This window comes from Nocardiopsis sp. KDC1DS13DA1, assembly GCF_055632325.1.
On sequence record NZ_JBVMUY010000010.1, the window covers coordinates 174,037 to 193,832 of the forward strand.

The 19,796-nt window shown below is 71.4% G+C and carries 20 protein-coding genes; 12 read left to right on the forward strand and 8 right to left on the reverse strand.

What is annotated here, in order from left to right; all coding sequences use genetic code 11:
* Positions 1-196: 196 nt before the first annotated feature.
* The 5 genes from sucB to ACTVAJ_RS08055 all read right to left on the reverse strand — a co-directional run bounded on the left by sucB (position 197) and on the right by ACTVAJ_RS08055 (position 7,152).
* A complete protein-coding gene (sucB, locus tag ACTVAJ_RS08035; protein WP_470387457.1) occupies positions 197-1,909 on the reverse strand; it encodes a 2-oxoglutarate dehydrogenase, E2 component, dihydrolipoamide succinyltransferase in 1,713 nt (570 codons plus the stop codon).
* Positions 1,910-2,030: 121 nt separating this feature from the next.
* Positions 2,031-3,407 carry a dihydrolipoyl dehydrogenase gene (gene lpdA / locus ACTVAJ_RS08040; protein ID WP_470387435.1) on the reverse strand — a complete coding sequence of 459 codons (1,377 nt, stop codon included), beginning with the start codon at positions 3,405-3,407 and terminating at the stop codon, positions 2,031-2,033.
* 140 nt (positions 3,408-3,547) lie between these two features.
* The gene (locus ACTVAJ_RS08045; RefSeq protein ID WP_470387436.1) at positions 3,548-5,062 is read right to left on the reverse strand and encodes a leucyl aminopeptidase; all 1,515 of its coding nucleotides are present in this window, start codon (positions 5,060-5,062) and stop codon (positions 3,548-3,550) included.
* 306 nt (positions 5,063-5,368) lie between these two features.
* Positions 5,369-6,127 (reverse strand): adenosylcobinamide-GDP ribazoletransferase, encoded by a 759-nt coding sequence (locus tag ACTVAJ_RS08050; protein WP_470387458.1) that lies wholly within the window; start codon positions 6,125-6,127, stop codon positions 5,369-5,371.
* A gap of 26 nt (positions 6,128-6,153) precedes the next feature.
* A complete protein-coding gene (locus ACTVAJ_RS08055) occupies positions 6,154-7,152 on the reverse strand; it encodes a bifunctional adenosylcobinamide kinase/adenosylcobinamide-phosphate guanylyltransferase (RefSeq protein WP_470387459.1) in 999 nt (332 codons plus the stop codon).
* 206 nt (positions 7,153-7,358) lie between these two features.
* Here ACTVAJ_RS08055 and ACTVAJ_RS08060 point away from each other — a divergent pair, with 206 nt between their 5' ends.
* The gene (locus tag ACTVAJ_RS08060) at positions 7,359-7,565 is read left to right on the forward strand and encodes a hypothetical protein (protein ID WP_470387460.1); all 207 of its coding nucleotides are present in this window, start codon (positions 7,359-7,361) and stop codon (positions 7,563-7,565) included.
* Positions 7,566-7,620: 55 nt separating this feature from the next.
* Positions 7,621-8,085 (forward strand): hypothetical protein, encoded by a 465-nt coding sequence (locus tag ACTVAJ_RS08065; RefSeq protein ID WP_470387437.1) that lies wholly within the window; start codon positions 7,621-7,623, stop codon positions 8,083-8,085.
* Between the two features lie 139 nt (positions 8,086-8,224).
* Here the strand turns inward: ACTVAJ_RS08065 and ACTVAJ_RS08070 are convergent, their stop codons facing one another.
* Positions 8,225-9,235, reverse strand: coding sequence for an aldo/keto reductase family protein (locus ACTVAJ_RS08070; protein ID WP_470387438.1), 1,011 nt, complete (start codon positions 9,233-9,235; stop codon positions 8,225-8,227).
* Positions 9,236-9,368: 133 nt separating this feature from the next.
* Positions 9,369-10,007, reverse strand: coding sequence for a DUF3043 domain-containing protein (locus ACTVAJ_RS08075; RefSeq protein WP_470387439.1), 639 nt, complete (start codon positions 10,005-10,007; stop codon positions 9,369-9,371).
* Positions 10,008-10,124: 117 nt separating this feature from the next.
* Between ACTVAJ_RS08075 and ACTVAJ_RS08080 the strand changes: the two genes are divergently transcribed.
* From ACTVAJ_RS08080 to rpsD, 8 genes are all read left to right on the forward strand, one after another.
* Complete coding sequence (locus ACTVAJ_RS08080) at positions 10,125-10,880, forward strand: PspA/IM30 family protein (protein WP_470387440.1); 756 nt, start codon at positions 10,125-10,127, stop codon at positions 10,878-10,880.
* Positions 10,877-11,155: a PspA-associated protein PspAA gene (pspAA, locus tag ACTVAJ_RS08085; RefSeq protein WP_470387441.1), complete on the forward strand. Its 279-nt coding sequence runs from the start codon at positions 10,877-10,879 to the stop codon at positions 11,153-11,155. Before ACTVAJ_RS08080 ends, pspAA begins: the two co-directional genes overlap by 4 nt.
* A 227-nt stretch (positions 11,156-11,382) precedes the next feature.
* Positions 11,383-12,309 (forward strand): zinc metalloprotease HtpX, encoded by a 927-nt coding sequence (htpX, locus tag ACTVAJ_RS08090; protein WP_470387442.1) that lies wholly within the window; start codon positions 11,383-11,385, stop codon positions 12,307-12,309.
* A gap of 32 nt (positions 12,310-12,341) precedes the next feature.
* The gene (gene pspAB / locus ACTVAJ_RS08095; RefSeq protein WP_470387443.1) at positions 12,342-12,950 is read left to right on the forward strand and encodes a PspA-associated protein PspAB; all 609 of its coding nucleotides are present in this window, start codon (positions 12,342-12,344) and stop codon (positions 12,948-12,950) included.
* Between the two features lie 97 nt (positions 12,951-13,047).
* A complete protein-coding gene (locus tag ACTVAJ_RS08100) occupies positions 13,048-14,157 on the forward strand; it encodes a glycerate kinase family protein (protein WP_470387444.1) in 1,110 nt (369 codons plus the stop codon).
* 427 nt (positions 14,158-14,584) lie between these two features.
* On the forward strand, positions 14,585-14,932 hold the full coding sequence (locus ACTVAJ_RS08105) for a HesB/IscA family protein (RefSeq protein WP_028649670.1): 348 nt from the start codon (positions 14,585-14,587) through the stop codon (positions 14,930-14,932).
* 223 nt (positions 14,933-15,155) lie between these two features.
* Entirely contained in the window at positions 15,156-16,127 is a 972-nt protein-coding gene (locus ACTVAJ_RS08110) for a carbohydrate kinase family protein (protein WP_470387445.1), read from the forward strand.
* A 333-nt stretch (positions 16,128-16,460) separates the two neighbouring features.
* On the forward strand, positions 16,461-17,072 hold the full coding sequence (rpsD, locus tag ACTVAJ_RS08115; protein WP_470387446.1) for a 30S ribosomal protein S4: 612 nt from the start codon (positions 16,461-16,463) through the stop codon (positions 17,070-17,072).
* A 196-nt stretch (positions 17,073-17,268) separates the two neighbouring features.
* Here rpsD and ACTVAJ_RS08120 read toward each other — a convergent pair whose 3' ends face one another.
* Positions 17,269-17,517 (reverse strand): sulfurtransferase TusA family protein, encoded by a 249-nt coding sequence (locus ACTVAJ_RS08120; RefSeq protein WP_470387447.1) that lies wholly within the window; start codon positions 17,515-17,517, stop codon positions 17,269-17,271.
* 436 nt (positions 17,518-17,953) lie between these two features.
* Here ACTVAJ_RS08120 and ctaC point away from each other — a divergent pair, with 436 nt between their 5' ends.
* Entirely contained in the window at positions 17,954-18,928 is a 975-nt protein-coding gene (gene ctaC, locus ACTVAJ_RS08125; RefSeq protein ID WP_470387448.1) for an aa3-type cytochrome oxidase subunit II, read from the forward strand.
* A partial coding sequence (locus ACTVAJ_RS08130) for a cytochrome c oxidase subunit I (protein ID WP_470387449.1) occupies positions 18,925-19,796 on the forward strand: 872 nt, incomplete at its 3' end. The genes ctaC and ACTVAJ_RS08130, both read left to right, overlap by 4 nt.

Genomic DNA, 19,796 nt, shown 5'->3' on the forward strand with positions numbered 1-19,796 from the left:
CCGTCGGCCTCGTGTGCCCGGCCGGCCGGGGGGAGGGCGGACCGGGCGCGTTCGTTCGTCGGGGGGTCGACGCCGTCCACGTTAGAACCTCGACCTGACTTGAGGTCAAGTCGGGGGTGCGCGTCCCGCGCCCGCGACGACGCCGGGCCGGACACCGCACGCGGTGTCCGGCCCGGCGGGACGGGAGGAAACGGTTCTACAGACCCAGTTCGGCCTCGAAGGAACCCTCCTCCAGGCGCTCCTTGACGGCCTGGAGGAAGCGGCCCGCGTCGGCGCCGTCGATCAGACGGTGGTCGTGGGACAGCGACAGGTACACCATCGACCGGACGGCGATCACCTCGCCGCCCATCGCCGGGTCCTCGACCACGACGGGCCGCTTGACGACCGCGCCCGTGCCCAGGATGGCCACCTGCGGGGTGTTGATGATCGGCGTGCCGAACAGGGCGCCGGTGCTCCCGGTCTCGGCGATCGTGAACGTACCGCCGCCGAGCTCGTCCGGGCCGAGCAGACCGGTGTGCGCCCGCTCGGTCAGCGCCGTGATGCTGCGGGCCAGGTCCGTCAGGCCGAGACGGCCGGCGTCACGGATGACCGGGACGAGCAGACCGCGGTCGGTGTCCACGGAGATGCCGAGGTTCTCGACGTCGTGGTAGCTGACCTCGTCGTTGTCGCTCTCGATCACCGCGTTGAGCTTCGGATTGGCCTTGAGGGCCTCCACCGCGGCCAGCGCGAAGAACGGGAAGAAGTCCAGCGCAACGCCCTCGCGCTGGGTGAACTCTGCGGTCGCCTGCTCACGCAGACGTGCGATCTTGGTGACGTCGACCTCGATGACCTGCGTGGTCTCGGCCGCGGTGTTGAGCGACTCGACCATCCGGTCGGCGATCGACCGGCGCAGGCGGCTCATCTTCTCGGTGCGGCCCCGCAGGGAGGTGTCGGTGGCACCCTTGCGCGCGGTCGAGGACGGCGCCGCGGGGGCGGCGGCACGCGCGGCGGCCGCCTTCTGCTCCTCGGCGGCCCGGAGCACGTCCTGCTTGCGGATCCGGCCGCCGACGCCGCTGCCCCTGACCCGGCTCAGGTCGACACGGTTCTCGGCGGCCAGCTTGCGGACCAGCGGGGTGACGTACGCCTCGGTGACGGCGTCGGTGCCGGAGGCCCGACCGGTGCCGCTGAGCGTCTCGATGTCCACCCGGGGAGCCTCGACCTCGCGCTCCGGCGCGGGGGCCGGTGCGGGGGCGGGCGCGGGGGCGGGCGCGGGGGCGGGCGCGGGCTCGGCCGGCGGAGCCGGGGCCTCGGGCGCGGGAGCGGGAGCGGCGCCCTCGGCACCGATGGTCGCGATCCGTGCGCCGATGTCGACCGTCTCGTCCTCGTCGACGAGGATCTTGGTGAGTACTCCCGCGACCGGGGAGGGGATCTCGGTGTCCACCTTGTCGGTGGAGACCTCAAGGAGTGGTTCGTCCACCTCGACGGTGTCGCCGACGCTCTTGAGCCACTGGGTGACGGTGCCCTCGGTGACGCTCTCACCCAGGGCGGGCATCGTCACCGGCGTCTCCTCGCCGCCGGGAGCGGGCGCGGACGGCGCCTCGGCAGCCGGAGCGGGTTCCGCGGCGGCGGGTTCGGGAGCGGGCTCGGGGGTCGGCTCCGGCTGGGGGGCCTCGGCGGTGGGAGCGCTCTCGGTCTCGTCGGCGGTCTCGCCCGCGCCGCCGATGACCGCGATCTCCGCGCCGATCTCCACGGTCTCGTCCTCGTCGACGAGGATCTTGGTGAGTACTCCCGCGACCGGGGAGGGGATCTCGGTGTCCACCTTGTCGGTGGAGACCTCAAGGAGTGGTTCGTCCACCTCGACGGTGTCGCCCACGTTCTTCAGCCACTGGGTGACGGTGCCCTCGGTGACGCTCTCACCCAGGGCGGGCATGGAAACGGAAGTCGGCATGGGTTCCTCGTTGGATCTGGGCGCGGAATCTGCCCAACGCCTTGACTGGGCAGCGCGGATGTGGCGGGGGCGGGCCGCGTCGGCCCGCCCCCGGGTGGTGCGGTCAGTCGTGGACGTGCAGCGGCTTGCCCGCCAGAGCCAGGTGCGCCTCGCCCAGCGCCTCCGACTGGCTCGGGTGCGGGTGGATGAGCTGGGCCACCTCGGAGGGCAGCGCCTCCCAGTTGTAGATCAGCTGACCCTCGGCGATGAGCTCGCCGACGCGGCTGCCGACCATGTGGACGCCCAGGACGGGCCCGTCCTTCTCGGCGATGACCTTCACCGCGCCCTGCGTCTGGAGGATCTGGCTCTTGCCGTTGCCCGCCAGGCTGTAGTTCATCTCGACCACGTCGTGGCCGCGCTCCTTGGCGACCTTGCTGGTGAGGCCGACCGAGGCCACCTCGGGCTCGCAGTAGGTGACGCGCGGGACGCCGTCGTAGTCGATCGCGGGCGGGTTGAGCCCGGCGATGTGCTCGGCGACGAAGATGCCCTCGGCGAAGCCGACGTGGGCGAGCTGGAGGGTCGGGATCAGGTCGCCGACCGCGTAGACGTTGCCCACTCCGGTGTGCAGGTTCTCGTCCACCTTGACGAAGCCGCGCTCCAGGGTGAGGCCCTGCTCCTCGTAGCCGAGGCCCTCGGAGACGGGGCCGCGGCCGATGGCGACGAGCAGCACCTCGGCGTCGAGGGTCCTGCCGCCCTGGAGGGTGACGGTGACACCGGTGTCGGTGGTCTTGACCGACTCGAACGGCGTGCCCAGTTCGTACTTGATCTTGCGCTTGCGGAAGGCCCGCTCCAGCAGCTTGGAGCTGGACTCCTCCTCCACGGGGACCAGGTGGGGAAGGGCCTCGACGATGGTGACGTCGGAGCCGTAGGAGCGCCAGACGCTGGCGAACTCCACGCCGATGACGCCGCCGCCCAGGACGATGACCGACTCGGGTACGCGGTTCAGGCCGAGGGCCTGGTCGCTGGTCATGACCTTCTCGCCGTCGATGTCCAGGCCCAGGGTCTTGGGCTGGGAACCGGTGGCGAGCAGGACGTTGCGGCCCTTGTAGACGGTGCCGCCGACGGTGACCTCGTCGGGTCCGGTCAGGCGGCCCTCACCCTCGACGACGGTGATCTTGCGGGACTTGACCAGCCCGCTCAGGCCCTTGTGCAGGCCGCTGATCACCTTGTCCTTGTACTTGTGGACCGCGTCGATGTCGATGCCCTCGAAGGTGGCCCTGACACCGAAGTTCTCGCTCTCCTTGGCGGAGTCGGCGACCTCGGCCGAGTGCAGGAGCGCCTTGGTGGGGATGCAGCCGCGGTGCAGGCAGGTGCCGCCCAGCTTGTCTTTCTCGATCAGGACGACGCTCATGTCGAGCTCCGCCGCGCGCAGTGCCGCCGCGTAGCCTCCGCTGCCGCCGCCAAGGACGACGAGGTCGAATGTGCCGCCGCTCTCACTCACGGGAACGAACTCCTTGTTCAGTGGCTGGTGATTCCGGGTGGTGGGCCGCGGAACCGGCACGTGGGGGGAGGCGCCCGGTCCGCGCGGACCGGGGAGGGGCGGCGTTCCGGCTCACGGGAGCGCCGTCCCTCCCCAGGGTCCTACTTACTGGCGTAGTCCTCGGCGATGCGGACCAGGGTGCGCGTGCCCGCACCGGTTCCGCCCTTGGCCGTGTAGCCGTGCGGTCCGCCCTGGTTGAAGGACGGGCCCGCGATGTCGAGATGCGCCCACTTGACGCCGTCCTCGATGAACTCCCTGAGGAACACGCCCGCGGAGAGCATGCCGCCCCAGCGCTCGCCGGCCACGTTGGCGATGTCGGCCACGGACGAGTCCAGGCCCGCCCGCAGCTCGGAGGGCAGCGGCATCGGCCAGGCGGCCTCGCCGGCGGCACCGGCCGCGGCGACGACCTCGTCCCGGACGGTGTCGTCGTTGGACATGACGGCGAACACCCGGGTGCCGAGCGCGACGAGCTGGGCGCCGGTCAGCGTGGCGATGTCCACGATCAGGTCCGGCTGGTCCTCGTGGGCCCGGACGAGGGCGTCCGCCATGACCAGACGGCCCTCGGCGTCGGTGTTGAGGACCTCGACGGTCTTGCCGCCGTAGATGCTCAGGACGTCGGAGGGACGCTGGGCGGTGCCGCTGGGCATGTTCTCGGCCACGGCCAGGTAGGCCACGACGTTGACCCTCAGCTCCAGTGCGGCGATGGCGCGCATGGCGGCGAGCACGGAGGCGGCGCCGGCCATGTCGGACTTCATCCAGTCCATCGAGCCCGCGGGCTTGAGGGACAGACCGCCGGAGTCGAACGTGATGCCCTTGCCGACGAAGGCGACGGTCCTGTCGGCCTCGGGGTGGCTGTGGGCCAGACGGACCAGGCGCGGCGGGTTCGTGGAACCCTGGCCGACACCGGTCAGACCGCCGTAGCCGCCCTCGGTGAGGGCCTGCTCGTCCAGGACCTCGATCTGGAGGCCGGTCTGCTGCGCGGCCTCCTGGGCCGCCGCGGCCAGGTCCTCGGGGACCAGGTCGGCGGGGGCGGTGTTGACGAGGTCGCGGGTCAGGGAGACGGCCTCGGCCAGGACCGCGGAGCGCTCCACGGCCTCGGCGGCGCCGGAGGCGGAGGAGACCACGGTCAGGTCGGTCGTCCGCCCGGCGCGCTTCTGCGCCTTCCCGCCGGTGCGGTAGCGGTCGAAGGAGTAGGCGCCCAGCTGGGCGCCGAGCGCCACGGCGGCCGCCTCGTCGGCGGTTCCGGCGGGCAGGGCCAGGGCGACGCGGCCGGCGCCCTCGGGGCGCGAGGACAGCGAACGCAGGGCCGCTCCGGCGGCGCGGGACAGGATGTCGGAGTCGACGGGACCGTCGGCGGGCGCCGGGCCGAGACCGACCGCGACGACGACCGGGGCCGTGACGGCTCCGAGGGAGGCAAGGGTGTGCACCTCCTCGGGTTCGCCGCTCGCTCCCAGGAGCGACAGGGTCGAGCCGAGGCCGCCGGAGAAGGCGGCGTCGACGTCATGAGCGCCCGACGCGGGCTCCGGAGCGTCGCCTCCGGAGTGGTAACCGACGACAACCGCGTCGGCGTCGAGCGAACTGGGGGACTCCGTATGTACTGACAACGACGTGCTCACGTCCCCGATGCTAGTCGCCTCGTGAACGCGGCGGCGACGCGGCACCCCGCGCCCTCCCGGGCGCTGACGGGGCACTCCGTGCGCGGCGGGAGCAGGGGCGTTCCCCGGGGCGTCCGCGCCCGCTCCGCACGGGGAGGCTGGCTCTGGTCGCCGGTGGGGGGTGTCGTACGGGATCGCCCGGGGCCGTCGGCGCTGCCCGCACGGGCGACGCCCGAAACTCCGTGTGAAAAAATGTGATGCTGGTGACATCGCCCCGTGGCGGGCTTGGAGGTTGCCACGAAGTGAGACGGGTCACGGCCGGACCGGTCACGTCCAGGCGGTGGCGGCCGCCGTGGTGACCAGCGCCGCCGCCGTCGCCGACTCCACCAGGGCACCCAGCACGTCCCCCGTGATCCCACCGAGGCGCCGTACCGACCGCCGCAGCAGCACGCCCGCGACGAGCAGTCCGGCCACGGTTCCGGCCGCGCAGCCCGCGGCCCAGAGGGGTGAGTGGAGCCAGGCGGCCGCGCACACCGCGGCGGCGACCCCGCAGCCCGCCGCGGCGAGTCGGACGCCCACCGTCCCGGCCACCAGCGCGCCCAGCCCCTCGGGCCGGGCCGGGGGCACCCGCCGCGTGCACGCGAGGGTGACCGCCAGCCGGCCCGCCGCCCACGCGGCGGCCGCACCGGACACCGCGGTGCCGGGGGACGCCCCGACCAGTTGTCCGAGCGCCAGCACCTGCGCGGCCAGCACGACCACCAGGGTGAGGACGCCGAACGGTCCGATGTCCGAGCGCCGCATCACCTCCAGCGCGCCCTCGGCGGGCCGGTTGCTGCCGAACCCGTCGGCGAGGTCGGCCAGCCCGTCCAGGTGCAGCCCCCGGGTGAGCAGTGCGCCCAGCCCCACGGCCAGCAGCGCGGCCAGCGGATCGGACAGGCCGAGGGCCCCGCACGCGACGGCGACGGCTCCCACGAGGGCGCCGAGCACCGCTCCCAGCGGCGCCGCCCAGAACATCGCCCACCCGGCGGCGGCGCGGTCCACCCGCTCCACGCGCACGGGCACGACGGTGAACGTCCCCAGGGCCATCCGCGCCCCCGCGGAGGCGTCCCCGGTCACGGCAGGTCCAGGACACGGCCCGCCGTCACCAGGACGACCTCCTCGGACTCGGCCCCCACCCACTGGTTGAGCCTGCCCAGGTGGTCGCGGAACAGACGTCCGGCGGGCGTCGCGGGAACCACCCCGGAACCGACCTCGTTGGTCACCGCCACCACGTAGGCCCGGGTGGACCGCCAGGCCTCCAGGAGGTCGCGGACCTCCGCCTCCACCCCTTCCAGGGTGTCCCCGCCTGGCCGGTCGGCCCACGCCCCGTGGCGGTCCATGACCCCGGTCAGCCAGGTGCCGAGGCAGTCGACCAGGACGGATCCGCGCGTCTCCTTGAGCAGTCCCACCAGGTCGGAGGTCTCCTCGGTCCGCCACCACCAGGGACGGCGGCCGGAGTGCGCCGCGACCCGTCGCGCCCACTCGGGGTCCTCCTCCGGGTCGGGCACGGGGCCGGTGGCCGCGTAGACCACGTGGGGTTCGGCGAGCAGGCGGAGTTCGGCCTCGGTGGACTTTCCGGAACGGGCCCCGCCGGTGACCAGCACGCGGTGCGGGCCGCGGGGCCGGGACCCGGGCCACACGGCGGGCGGGCACGACATCACGTGGCCGTCGCCGGGGGAGAACGCCCCCCACAGTCGCGCCCTGCGGGCGAACTCGGCGGGGGAGCGGAGCCGGTGGTCGCCGCCGACCGCCACGACCGCCGTGGTCACCCCGATCACCCCGGAGCGCCGCAGCTCCCCGATGACCTCAGGCCGTCGCGCCACGTCGACGATCACCATGTCCACCTGCTGGGGCGGCACCGCCGACGCGTAGCCGGAGGTCTCGTCGTCAGCGGCGGACCCGACGGGTGGTCCGCCCGGCAGCGGTCCCGGAGCGGAGCGCGCGAACAGCAGACGACCGCCGTCGGGGCCCTCGACCAGGACGCCGTCGGGGGTGCGCGTGACCGCGTACTCCGGGGGCACCGGTCCGGCCGCGCCCTCGGCACGGAGGCGGAAGCGGTCGTCGACGGTCACGCGCAGCGGCAGGCGGCGCTCCGCCTGCGCCTGGTTGCAGGAGGCGCAGGTGCACTGCGGGGCCGGCCAGCCCGCGTGACCCGCTGTCCCGAGAAATCGGATACGCACCCGAAGAAGTAAACAGCATGACGGGCCAAGCCTTGGTTAAGCTCGGGGCAGGAGCCGGTGACGGGCACCGGGAGATCCGCGACGAAGGGCGGCCGGACATGGCGTGGACCTGGCGGTACAGCGGGGCCGACGACGGGGCGCCCCAGGGCGCGGACCTGCCGGAGGAGGCCTTCACCTCGCGGGGGGACGCGGAGAGCTGGCTGGGTGAGCACTGGAGGGAGCTCGCCGATGCCGGGGTGGAGCGGGTCGCTTTGATGGACGGTGACCGGGAGACCTACGCGATGTCCCTGGAGGAGACCGCGTAGTCCGTTCAGGTAACGCTGGGGACGGGAAGTCCCACCAGAACGGGACCATCAGAACATGCTTCCCGTCCTCCGCAACCTCGCGGTACTCGAACTCGTCAACATCCCCCTGTTCGCCCTCGTCCTCTTCGGTGTGCTCAGTGTGCCGCCCTCCCCCGCCAACCTGGTGGGGTTCGGGCTGGGCGCCCTGCTGTTGGTCGAGGGCAGCGCCTACTGGTGGGTGAAGATGTACCAGCTGCGCACCCGGGCGCCGAGACCGGCGGGGATGCCGGTCTTCCGCATCCTGCTGCGGGCGAACGTCGCGCTCCTGCTCGCCTCGGGCGCCTACCTCGCCTGGTCCCTGTTCGACGGGACCCTCTGGACGCGGGTGTGGCCGGCGGCCGGGATGTGGCTGTTCGCCGTCGCCGAGCACGTCAACTACTTCCACGTCCAGCTCTCCCACCAGAGCCGCTCCGACCTGGGGCGCCTCTGGCGCACCAGGCGGCTGCACCGGTCCCACCTGTCCTGGGACATGGCACGCTGACCCCCGGACGCGGCGGCGCCCCGGCACCCGCTTCGGGTACCGGGGCGCCGTGTTCGCCTCGGCCCGCCCGGGGCCGCCTCGTCCCGCAGAGGCCGGGCGGCGCCCGAACGACACCTGCTCGGGTGACCGATCCGGAAACCTAACCGAGGTTGCGGATGTCCTCCGGGCTGCGGGTGAGTGCCGGGTCCCGCCGGACGCTGTCGCCCAGGATCTCGTCGATGCGGGCGACCAGAGCGTCGTCGAGCTTGACCCCGGCCGCCCCGACGTTGTCGCGGACCTGTTCCGGACGGGAGGCGCCGACGATCGCGGCGGACACGTTCGGGTTCCGCAGGACCCAGGCGACGGCCAGCTGCGCCATGCTCAGCCCCGCGTCGGCGGCGAGCGGCTCCAGTTCGGCGACCCTGCGCAGCAGCTCCTCGTCCTCGGTCATGTCCTTGACGAAGCGGCTGCTCTTCGGGTCGGCCCCGCGTGAACCGCTCGGCGCGGTCTGGCCGGGGCGGTACTTGCCGGTGAGCACCCCGCCCGCGATGGGCGACCACACGATCTGGCCGAGGCCCTCGCGCTCGCACACCGGTACGACCTCGGACTCGATGACCCGCCACACCATGTTGTACTGCGGCTGGTTGGAGACGAGGCGGTCGAACCCCATCTCGTCGGCGATCTTCAGCGCGCGCTCGATCTCCTCGGCCCGCCACTCCGAGACGCCGACGTAGAGGACCTTGCCCTGGCGGACCAGGTCCTCGAAGGCCCGCATGGTCTCCTCCAGCGGGGTCGTGTAGTCGAACCGGTGCGCCTGGTACAGGTCCAGGTAGTCGGTTCCCAGACGGCGGAGGGAGTCCTCCGCGCCGCGGACGATGTGCTTGCGTGACAGGCCGCGGTCGTTCTTGCCCTCGCCCATGGGCCAGAACACCTTGGAGAAGATCTCCAGCCCGTCGCGGCGCTCGCCCTTCAGCGCGCGGCCGAGGACCTCCTCCGCCCTGCCCTGCGCGTAGACGTCCGCGGTGTCGAACGTGGTGACACCCGCCTCCAGTGCCGCGCGCACGCAGGCGGCGGCGGTCTCCTCCTCGACCTGGGATCCGTGTGTGATCCAGTTCCCGTAAGCGATCTCACTGATGACCAGGCCGCTGTTGCCCAGATGCCGAAACTCCATGCGGAGCACTGTAGCGGGGGAGTGCGTACGAGCGCGAGGCTCGTCGGGGCTGTACCGGGAGCGCTCCCGAAACGGTGCGGGTGAAGGGCCGGTGCGCGCACCGGCCCTGCTCACTGGTTCGCGGTCGCCGACCTCAGCGCGCGTGGCGCGGCGTGGGGTCCTCGCGGACCTTCAGCCGGGGCTTGGGCAGGCGCAGGCGGCGGAACTGGATCTGCCGCATCGCCGCGTACCAGCCCGCGCCCCTGACCATCGGGTCGTCCGGGAAGTACTCGGCCGCGCGCTTCTTGACCGTGCGGCCCACGATGACGCCCTCGGTGACGATCGTGACCAGCATGAGCACGAACAGCGGGTACACGGCCATCTGCACGAGGGGCACGTTCACGAGGGACAGCGCGAGGATGAGGACGGAGAGGGGGAGGAAGAACTCGCTGACGCAGCGCCGCGAGTCGACGAAGTCGCGGGCGTAGGCCCGGGCCTCGCCCATGTCCTGCTGGCGGAAGTAGCGTTCCTCACCCTTGGGGGCACCCGCGCCCCGGGCCTTGCGCCCGCGCTGGCGGTCGAGGCGCTCCTGGTAGGCCCGGTAGGCCTCCTTGCGCGACTGCGGGACGTTGAGCGGCCTGCGCAGGTCCCGTTCTGATTCCTTGCGCTTTGGGGTGGGGACACCCTTCTTAGGGGTATATCCCTTAGGTTGGGTGGCCTCAGTGGCCTCTTGGCTGGTGGATTCGGAAGTCTTCGAATCCGTGGCTGCGGTGGCGGAGCGACGTCGGAACACACCTTCAGGGTAGCCGGTCACAGCTTTATGGCGACCGCGGGCCAGACCGCGTAGGGTTGGGCGAAGCGCCCGCTGGGAACAGCCGATGTACGCACCGAGAAGGGGACGGCCACGCCGATGAGCGTGTTTCAGCGACTTTCGATGATCTTCAAGTCCAAGGCCAACAAGGCCCTGGACTCGGTCGAGGACCCCAGGGAAACACTCGACTACTCATACCAGAAGCAGCTTGAGCTCCTACAGAAGGTTCGGCGCGGCGTCGCGGACGTCGCCACCTCCCGTAAGCGCGTCGAGTTGCAGATCCAGCAGTTGGAGCAGCAGTCCGAGAAGCTGGAGAACCAGGGCCGCGCGGCTCTCGGCCAGGGGCGCGAGGACCTCGCCCGCGAGGCCCTGACCCGCCGCTCCGGCCTGGCGAGCCAGATCGAGGGTCTGCGTGAGCAGCACGCGAACCTCCAGGGCGAGGAGCAGAAGCTCACGATGGCCGCCCAGCGCCTCCAGGCCAAGGTGGACGCCTTCCGCACGCGCAAGGAGACCATCAAGGCGACCTACACCGCCGCCCAGGCCCAGACGCAGATCAGCGAGGCCTTCTCCGGCATCTCCGAGGAGATGGGCGACGTCGGCATGGCGGTGCAGCGCGCCGAGGACAAGACCGCCGAGATGCAGGCCCGCGCGGGCGCGGTCGACGAACTCCTGGCCTCCGGGGCGCTCGACGACGTCACCGGCACCGCCAAGGACGACATCCAGGCCGAGCTGGACCGGATGGCCAGCAGCTCCGGTGTCGACGCCGAGCTGGAGCGCATGAAGATGGAGCTCGGCCAGGGCAACGGCGGCTCCGCCCCGCAGATCGAGGGTGGCAACAACCGGGAGGGCTCGTGATCGTCCGGATCCTGGGTGAGGGGCAGCTCGACCTCACCGACGCCGACCTCGACGTCCTGAACTCCGTCGACGCCCAGCTGGAGGCGGCGATCGAGTCCGGTGACGAGGCCACGTTCCGTCAGGCCCTGCACGACCTGCTGGCCAGGGTCCGCGCGGACGGCAGGCCGCTGCCGCCCGAGGACCTCAAGCCCTCCCAGGTGATCCTCCCGCCCGCCGACGCCACGATGGACGAGGTACGGGAGATGCTCCAGGACGACGGCCTCATCCCCGGCTGACCCCACGGCCCCGGTCCGGGCGCACCGCCCTCCGTCCAGGCGGACCGCCCGGCCCACGACGGAGCGCGCCGACCGGTGATCGGGTCGGCCGTGCCAGGGGCCAGCGTGCGCGTGCTTCATCCACGGCCGCCGTGACACCCTCCTCGTCACGGTGGCCGTGGTGTGTCTGGAAACCCTTTCCGACCTGGGCGAACTAGACTTCGAACCACGGATCGGGAGGAGTCGTCATGGCGGGTTCGAAGTTCAGACCGGACCGAGGGCTCACCACGCGGATGGTGACGACCATGGGGCTGCTCGCCCTGGTCTACGTCGCCTTCGTCGTCGGTCTGGTCCTGGTCGGTATGAGTGTCTGGCTGGTCCTCCTGGTGGTCGGAGGGTTCGCGCTCTTCTCCTACTTCGCCTCCGACCGGATCGCGATGTTCTCCATGGGCGCCCGCGAGGTCGGCCCCCAGCAGGCCCCCGAGCTGCACGCCGTGATCGACCGGCTCTGCGCCATGGCCGACATGGCCAAACCGCGCGTCGGCATCGCCGACACCGACGTGCCCAACGCCTTCGCCACCGGGCACAGCGAGAAGAGCTCCGTCATCTGTGTGACGACCGGGCTGCTCCGGCGGCTGGAGGGCCCGGAGCTGGAGGCGGTCCTGGCCCACGAGCTGTCCCATGTCGCGCACCGCGACGTCATGGTCATGACCATCGCCGGCTTCCTCGGCATCGTCGCGGGCTTCCTGACCCAGGCGGGCCTGCGCTTCGCCGCGTTCAGCGGGGCGGCCGGGGGCCGGAGCAACAACGGCGGGCCGGCGCCCGCGGTGATCGCCCTCCTGGTGGTGCTGGTCAGTGCGATCGCGTGGACACTGAGCTTCCTGCTGACCCGGGCGCTGTCCCGCTACCGGGAGCTGTCCGCGGACCGCGCCGCCGCCTACCTGACCGGTCGTCCGTCGGCGCTGAGCAGCGCGCTCACCCGGATCACCGGTGACATGGCCCGCATCCCCACCCGCGATCTGCGGCAGGCGGAACCGTTCAACGCCTTCTTTTTCGCCCCCGCCCTCACCCGGAAGGGGTTCAGCATCAGCAGCCTGGTCGCCACGCATCCCCCGGTGGACCAGCGCCTGGCCCAGCTGGCCGAGATCTCCCGGCAACTCGGCCAGGGGTCCTGACCACCACTCCACGACACCGAGGCGAGGTACCCGTGAAGAGACTCTGGCGCGCGATCCTGGGCCGTTCCGAGCCCGCGCGCCCCGACCTGGACGCCCTGTTCGCACTGCCCTCCGCGGCCCTGACCCTGAGGGCGTCGGCGGGTTTCTCGCCCACCGGTACCGGGTCGGTGGCTTTCCGGGCGGCGGAGGGCGCCGACTTCGCCGATCTGGAACGCGACGTGACCGCGCTGCTCAGCTCGGGTGACGGGCCGCCCGTGGAGCAGGTGGCCGACGACTACGGCTACACCTGGCTGGTCATGCGCACGGCGGGCACGGAACCGGGGGAGGGGGAGGTCACCGACTCCGACATCTCGGGTCTGGTCACCGACCTGCACGCGGTCAACTCGACGCTGGAGGCGAACGGCTACGGGCCCTCACTGCTGTGCTCGCTCGTGGGGTTCACCGACACGCGGCACCGTGCGCTGGGCCTGGTCTACCTGTACAAGCGCGGCACCTTCTACCCGTTCGCGCCCCTGGGCGGGCAGCGGCGGGACAACGCCCTCGAACTGCAGGTCGAGGCCGCGATCGGCGCCGATCTGCCGGTCGAGGACGACCGGTCGCGCTGGTTCCCGGTCTACGGGGCTCCGGGGCTGCGATCCTAGGACAATAATTCCGTTATGTGGAACTGAAAATCCACCAAACGGATAAATTTGCGCTGAAGGTCTGGTGTGGCAGGGAACAGACCGGCACAATGGCCACGTGCGTATCGTCATCGCCCCAGACAAGTTCGCCGGAACCCTCTCCGCCGTCGAGGCCGCCCAGGCCGTCGCCGAGGGGTGGCGCCGGACCGATCCCTCCGTCACGACCGAGCTGCTTCCGCTCTCCGACGGCGGCCCGGGTTTCGTCGAGGTCCTGCACGCCGCCCTGGGCGGCAAGGTGTACGAGGCCCGGGTCACCGGCCCCCTCGGTGCTCCCGTGACCGCCGAGTACCTCCTGGACACCGAGACCGGCACCGCCTACGTGGAGAGCGCGCAGGCCTGCGGGCTCCACCTGGTCCCGCCCGCGGACCGGGACCCCGGCCGTACCACCAGCCACGGCGTCGGTGAACTCATCGCCCGGGCGATCGACGCGGGCGCCACCACCGTCGTCGTCGGCCTGGGCGGCAGCTCCACCAACGACGCCGGGGCGGGCATGCTGGCCGCCCTCGGCGCGGGGCCGGCCGCCGCGCTCAGCCACGGCGGCGGCCCCCTCGCGGACGCGCCCGAGGGCATCGACCTCGAACCGGCCCGTCGGGCCGTGTCCGGCGTCCGCCTCGTCGCCGCCACCGACGTCGACAACCCGCTCCTGGGCATCCACGGGGCCAGCGCCGTGTTCGGTCCGCAGAAGGGCGCCGATCCCGACCAGGTCCAGCGCCTGGACGCCGCGCTGACGGCGTTCGCCGACCGGGTCGACCCCCGGGGTGAGATCCGCGCCGTCCCCGGTGCGGGCGGCGCGGGGGGCCTCGGTTTCGGCCTGCTCCTGCTGGGCGGCACCGTGGAGTCCGGTGTCCGGCGGGTCCTCGAAGCGGTCCGTCTGGCCGAACGCCTCTGTGCCGCGGACCTCGTCATCACCGGTGAGGGCTCCTTCGACTCGCAGTCCCTGCGGGGCAAGCTTCCGCACGGGGTCGCGAGCATGGCCAGTGAGCACGGGGTTCCGTGTGTGGTGACCGCGGGCGTGGTCAAGGTCGGCCGTGCCGAGGCGGCCGCGGCCGGAATCACGGAGACCTACTCCCTGGTGGAGTCGGCGGGTTCGGTGGAGGCCGCGATGGGCCGCTCGGCCGAGGAACTGCGCTCGATGTCCGCGGCCGTCGCCCGCCGCTGGTCGCGCTGAGGCGCCCCGCAGTCGGTGGCGGGTGGCGGTGCGGGGGTGCTGCGGCCGGGGCCGTCGGTTGAGGGTGTCCCATCCGTGCGCGAAGCGCCCACATGGGCGGTGGCGGGTGACGGTGCGGGGGTGCTGCGGCCGGGGCCGTCGGTTGAGGGTGTCCCATCCGTGCGCGAAGCGCCCACATGGGCGGTGGCGGGTGACGGGCGGGAGGATTACCCTGTAACGACACACGGACATCGTCCGTAGCCGTGGCCACTCCACGACCGGGGGCCACGGCGGCAGGGAGAACACAGCCGCCGCGCGGCGGAATGCGGTATCGCCCCCGGGCGTTGACACCCGTTGAGGAGGACCGGACCCGTCGAGGCGGGCCCGTCCCGTACGCCACCCGGGGTGGCCAGGCAGCCGCGACCCCTTTCCAGAGGAGCTTTACAACATGACGGTTCAGAGCGAGGTCACCGAGGGGATCATCCTCACCGACGAGGCGTCCGCCAAGGTCCGGGCGCTCCTGGAGCAGGAGGGCCGCGACGACCTGCGTCTTCGCGTCGCCGTTCAGCCCGGCGGCTGCTCGGGACTGCGCTACCAGCTCTACTTCGACGAGCGTGACCTCGACGGGGACGTGGTCTCCGACTTCGGCGGGGTCGAGGTCGTCACCGACCGGATGAGTTCCCCCTACCTCGTCGGTGCCACGATCGACTTCGTCGACACCATCGAGAAGCAGGGGTTCACCATCGACAACCCCAACGCGACCGGTTCCTGCGCCTGCGGTGACTCCTTCAACTAGGCGCCACGCCACACGGCGATCCTCCTGACCCCGGTACCGGCCGGGGTGCGGTACCCGAGGGGAGGGCGGACACGACCGCCCTCCCCTCCGCCGTGCCCGCTTCCGAGCGGTCCTCGCCCGAGAGCGGTGAGCCCCTGTATACCCTGGGGCAGTCCGAACGGGCGCGGCCGCGCCCACCAGGTCGACACCGACTGACGCCTCCCCAGCAAGGAGCCCTCGTCCCGTGCGTATCGCGGTTGCCGGATCCATCGCCACCGATCACCTGATGACCTTCCAGGGCCGGTTCTCGGAGCAGATCATCCCTGACCAGATCCAGCAGTTGTCCCTCTCCTTCCTCATCGACGAGCTGGACGTACGGCGCGGAGGGGTGGCCGCCAACATCTGCTTCGGCATGGGCGGCTTCGGCCTCAACCCCGTGCTCGTCGGAGCGGCGGGCGCCGACTTCGAGGAGTACCGGGCCTGGCTGAACCGCCACGGCGTCGACACCTCGGCGGTCCACATCTCCGAGCTGCGGCACACCGCCCGCTTCATCTGCACCACCGACCTCGACCAGAACCAGATCGCCTCCTTCTACGCGGGCGCCATGGCCGAGGCCCGCAACATCGAGCTCCAGCCCATCGCCGACCGCGTCGGCGGACTGGACCTCGTCCTCGTCGGCGCCGACGACCCGGCCGCCATGGTCCGCCACAGCGAGGAGTGCCGGTCGCGTTCCATCCCGTTCGCCGCCGACCCCTCCCAGCAGCTCGCCCGGATGGACGGCGACCAGGTCCGTTCCCTGATCGAGGGGGCGGCCTTCCTGTTCAGCAACGAGTACGAGAAGGCGCTCGCCGAACAGAAGACCGGCTGGTCGGACGAGGAGATCCTCGACCTGGTGGACACCCGCGTCACGACCCTGGGCGCCAAGGGCGCGCGGATCGACCGCAGGGGCGAGCCGAGCGTGCACGTCCCCTCCGCCGCCGTCGGGGAGCTCGTGGACCCCACGGGCATGGGTGACGCCTTCCGCGCCGGTTTCATCGCCGCCCACTCCTGGGGTCTGTCCCTGGAGCGTTCGGCGCAGGTCGGCAACGCCACCGCCGCGCACTGCCTGGAGGCGGACGGCCCCCAGGAGTACGCCCTGACCGGTGCCTCCCTGAGCGAGCGCCTGGAGCGCTCCTACGGTTCCGAGGCCGCCGCCGAGGTCGCCCCGTTCGTGTGATCCCGGAACTCCGCCCCGGCCGGTTCGCGGCGTCCTGGTCGGGGTGGTGTCCTCGAACCCGTAGAGTGGTGAGTCGCGACCCGCACGACCCGGTCCCGTACCGGGCCGCTGCCCGACGGTCGGCCCCGGCCGACCAGCACGGGGAGCCCCGTGCCACCCGGTGCGCTGAAACGCGTGCCGGGCCTTCCGAGCCCAAGCCGTCCGCGCCGGGTCGCCGCGACGGTGGGAACCCGTCCCGGCCGCACCGTCGGCGGGACTCGGGCGCCGCAGGCGCCTCCCAGATCTAGGCCAGCCTTACCTGGGATTCCCTGATTCACTGTGAAAGGACTATGCATGCGCTACACCGGACCGAAGGTGCGGTTGTCCCGGCGCGCCGGCACCCCGCTGACCCGTAAGGCGGTCAGCTACTTCGAGAAGCGTCCGTACCCGCCCGGTGAGCACGGCCGCCGTGTCCGCCGCAACAGCAGCGACTTCGCCGTCCGCCAGGCGGAGAAGCAGAAGGTGCGCTGGTACTACGACCTGACCGAGAAGCAGCTGCTGCGCGTCTACGAGAACGCCAAGAAGCGCCCCGGCCGTACCGGTGAGGAGATGCTCGCCGAGCTGGAGCTGCGTCTGGCGACGGTCGTGCTGCGCGCCGGTTTCGCCGCCTCGATCTACGCCGCCCGCCAGTTCATCAACCACGGCCACATCACCGTGGACGGCAAGAAGGTCGACATCCCGTCCTTCCAGGTCAAGCCGGGCCAGATCGTCAGCGTTCGGGAGAAGTCCCGCCAGATGGTCCCGTTCGTCGAGGCCGCCGAGGGCGTCCACGCCGACGACAAGATCGCCGGCCACCTCGCCGTGAGCCACCAGGACCTGCGCATCGCGGTCGTCGACCGCCCCAAGCGTGAGCAGATCCCGGTGCCCTTCGACGAGCAGCTCGTCGTCGAGTTCTACGCTCGCTAGGCAGCGCTGCTCCGGCCCCGCCCGGGACCGGAACGGCACACCCGCGGGCCCCTCGGGGTCCCGAGTCGGGCAGAGGCCGCGTGGACGCCCAGCGTCCGCGCGGCCTCTGGCGCGTCCGGGGCCGTGGCGTGCGCCGGCCGCCGGTTCCGGCGCGCCACATCGTTACCGCAACGCAACCGCGACCGGACGTGATCTTTCAGTACCTGCGGCGGATGTGATAAGCGCTACCCCGGGCCAGGGGCTCCTCCGCGACGAAGTCGTGCATCTTCATCCGGCACCAGGCGGGGATGTCCGCCCTCGCGGCGGGATCGTCCGCGGTGACGGCGATGACGGAGCCGATGGGCACCTCGTGCAGGCGCTGGGCGAGCATGAGGATCGGGATCGGGCACTTGCGGCCGACCGCCTCCACGGTCACCTGAGGCCGCTGGTACGGATACTCGGACACGGTCGTCCCCCCTGGTGTTGTCGTCCTGTGTCCCAATCTTGACCCGCCCCTCCGGCTAAGGCGAACCCGGTTAAGGGTGTCGTAAACCCAGCGATACGCTCACCTTGGTCCCGCCTCGCGCACCGCGCGCCGGTCGACGGCGAACGATCGCGGACGGGGGCCCGGGGGGACGCGCCGGGCCGCGCCCCGTAGCCAGCCGGGAGGGTCATCCTCCGAGGGCGAACGGGCCCGGCTCCGCGCGCCGCCACGTGTCCCGGACGGGCTGTTGGGCAACACGCTGACCAGGTCAGCCCATGAACAGGACGCCGGACGGTTCGCGATAATGTTTCCCCCTGACAAGCTTTGGATACTTAGGCCGCCCGCGGACGATCCGCGGGCTTCACCGCTGGGAAGGCAATCCGTGAGTCCGACCCGCCAAGAGAATCGGCGCTCCAAGATGCGCCGATGGGCACCACGCGGCGCCGCGCTCGCCGTGCTGGGGCTGGCCGCGACCGGCTGCGCGTCGAACGATCTCACTCGTTTGGGCATGCCGGAGCCGATCACCGAGCAGGCCGAGCGGGTTCTCTCGCTCTGGCAGGGCTCCTGGGTGGCGGCGTTCGCGGTCGGCATTCTCGTGTGGGGACTGATCATCTGGTCGGTCATCTTCCACCGCAAGCGCTCTGAGCAGTTGCCGCCGCAGGTGCGGTACAACATGCCCATCGAAGCGCTCTACACCATCCTGCCGATCGTCGTCATCTCGGTGCTCTTCTACTTCACCGCGCGCGATCAGGCCTACCTGTTGGAGACCGACGAGCCAGCCGACGTCAACGTCGAGGTCGTCGCCTTCCAGTGGGCCTGGCAGTTCAACTACCTGGACGAGCCGCTGGGCGACGGCGGCGAGGTGCAGTTCTCCGAGGTCGGTACCCCCAACCCGGACGGCACCGCCGACCGTTCCACGCAGCCCACCCTCGTCCTCCCCGAGGGCGCTGTCGTGCACTTCGACCTGCGCTCGCCCGACGTGATCCACTCGTTCTGGATCCCCGAGTTCGCGTTCAAGATGGACGTCATCCCCGGCAGGGAGAACGCCTTCCAGGTCCAGATCCAGGAGGGCACCGCCGGAACCTACGTCGGCCGCTGCGCCGAACTGTGCGGCGCGGACCACACCCGCATGCTCTTCAACGTCGAGGTCATGTCCCAGGAGGACTACGACGCGTGGGCCGCGGAGCAGGCCTCCCTCGCCGAGCAGGAGACGGTCGAGCTGGAGGAGGCCGCGGCCCGTGCCGAGGCCGAGGGCGCGAGTGCTGACGAGGCCCCCGAGGAGACCGAGGGTGCCGACGCAGCCGAGGCGACCGACGAGGGTGACGAGGCCGAGGTGGAGGACACCGAGGGCGACACCGAGTCGGCCGACGCCGAGGAGAATGACGAGTCATGACCACGACCGTGAGTACAGCGCGCACCGACGGTCAGGCGCCGTCGCGCAAGGGGTCGATCATCGTCAACTGGTTGACGTCGACCGACCACAAGGTCATCGGGTACATGTACCTGATCACCTCGTTCGCCTTCTTCCTCTTCGGTGGCGTGCTGGCCCTGCTGATGCGGGCCGAGCTGCTCTACCCGGGCATGCAGCTCATGTCCAACGAGCAGTTCAACCAGCTGTTCACCATGCACGGCACGATCATGCTGCTGATGTTCGCGACCCCGCTGTTCGTCGGGTTCTCCAACATCATGATGCCGCTGCACATCGGCGCGCCGGACGTGGCGTTCCCGAGGATGAACCTGTTCGGGTACTACCTGTACCTGTTCGGCAGCCTCATCGTCGTCAGCGGGTTCCTGACCCCCGGCGGCGCGGCCAGTTTCGGCTGGTTCGCCTACACGCCGCTGTCCGACGCCGTGCGCTCCCCGGGACTGGGCGGCGACCTGTGGATCCTGGGCCTGGCCGTGTCCGGTCTGGGCACCATCCTGGCGGCGGTCAACTTCATCACCACCGGGCTGTGCATGCGCGCTCCCGGTATGACGATGTTCCGCATGTCGATCTTCTCCTGGAACACGATGCTCACCAGCGTGCTGGTGCTCATCGCCTTCCCGGTCCTGACGGCGGCCCTGATCGCCCTGGGCGCCGACCGCATGGTCGGAACACAGGTCTTCAACCCCGAGCACGGCGGCGCCATCCTCTGGCAGCACCTGTTCTGGTTCTTCGGCCATCCCGAGGTGTACATCATCGCGCTGCCGTTCTTCGGTATCGCGACGGAGATCCTGCCGGTGTTCAGCCGCAAGCCGATCTTCGGCTACAAGAGCCTGGT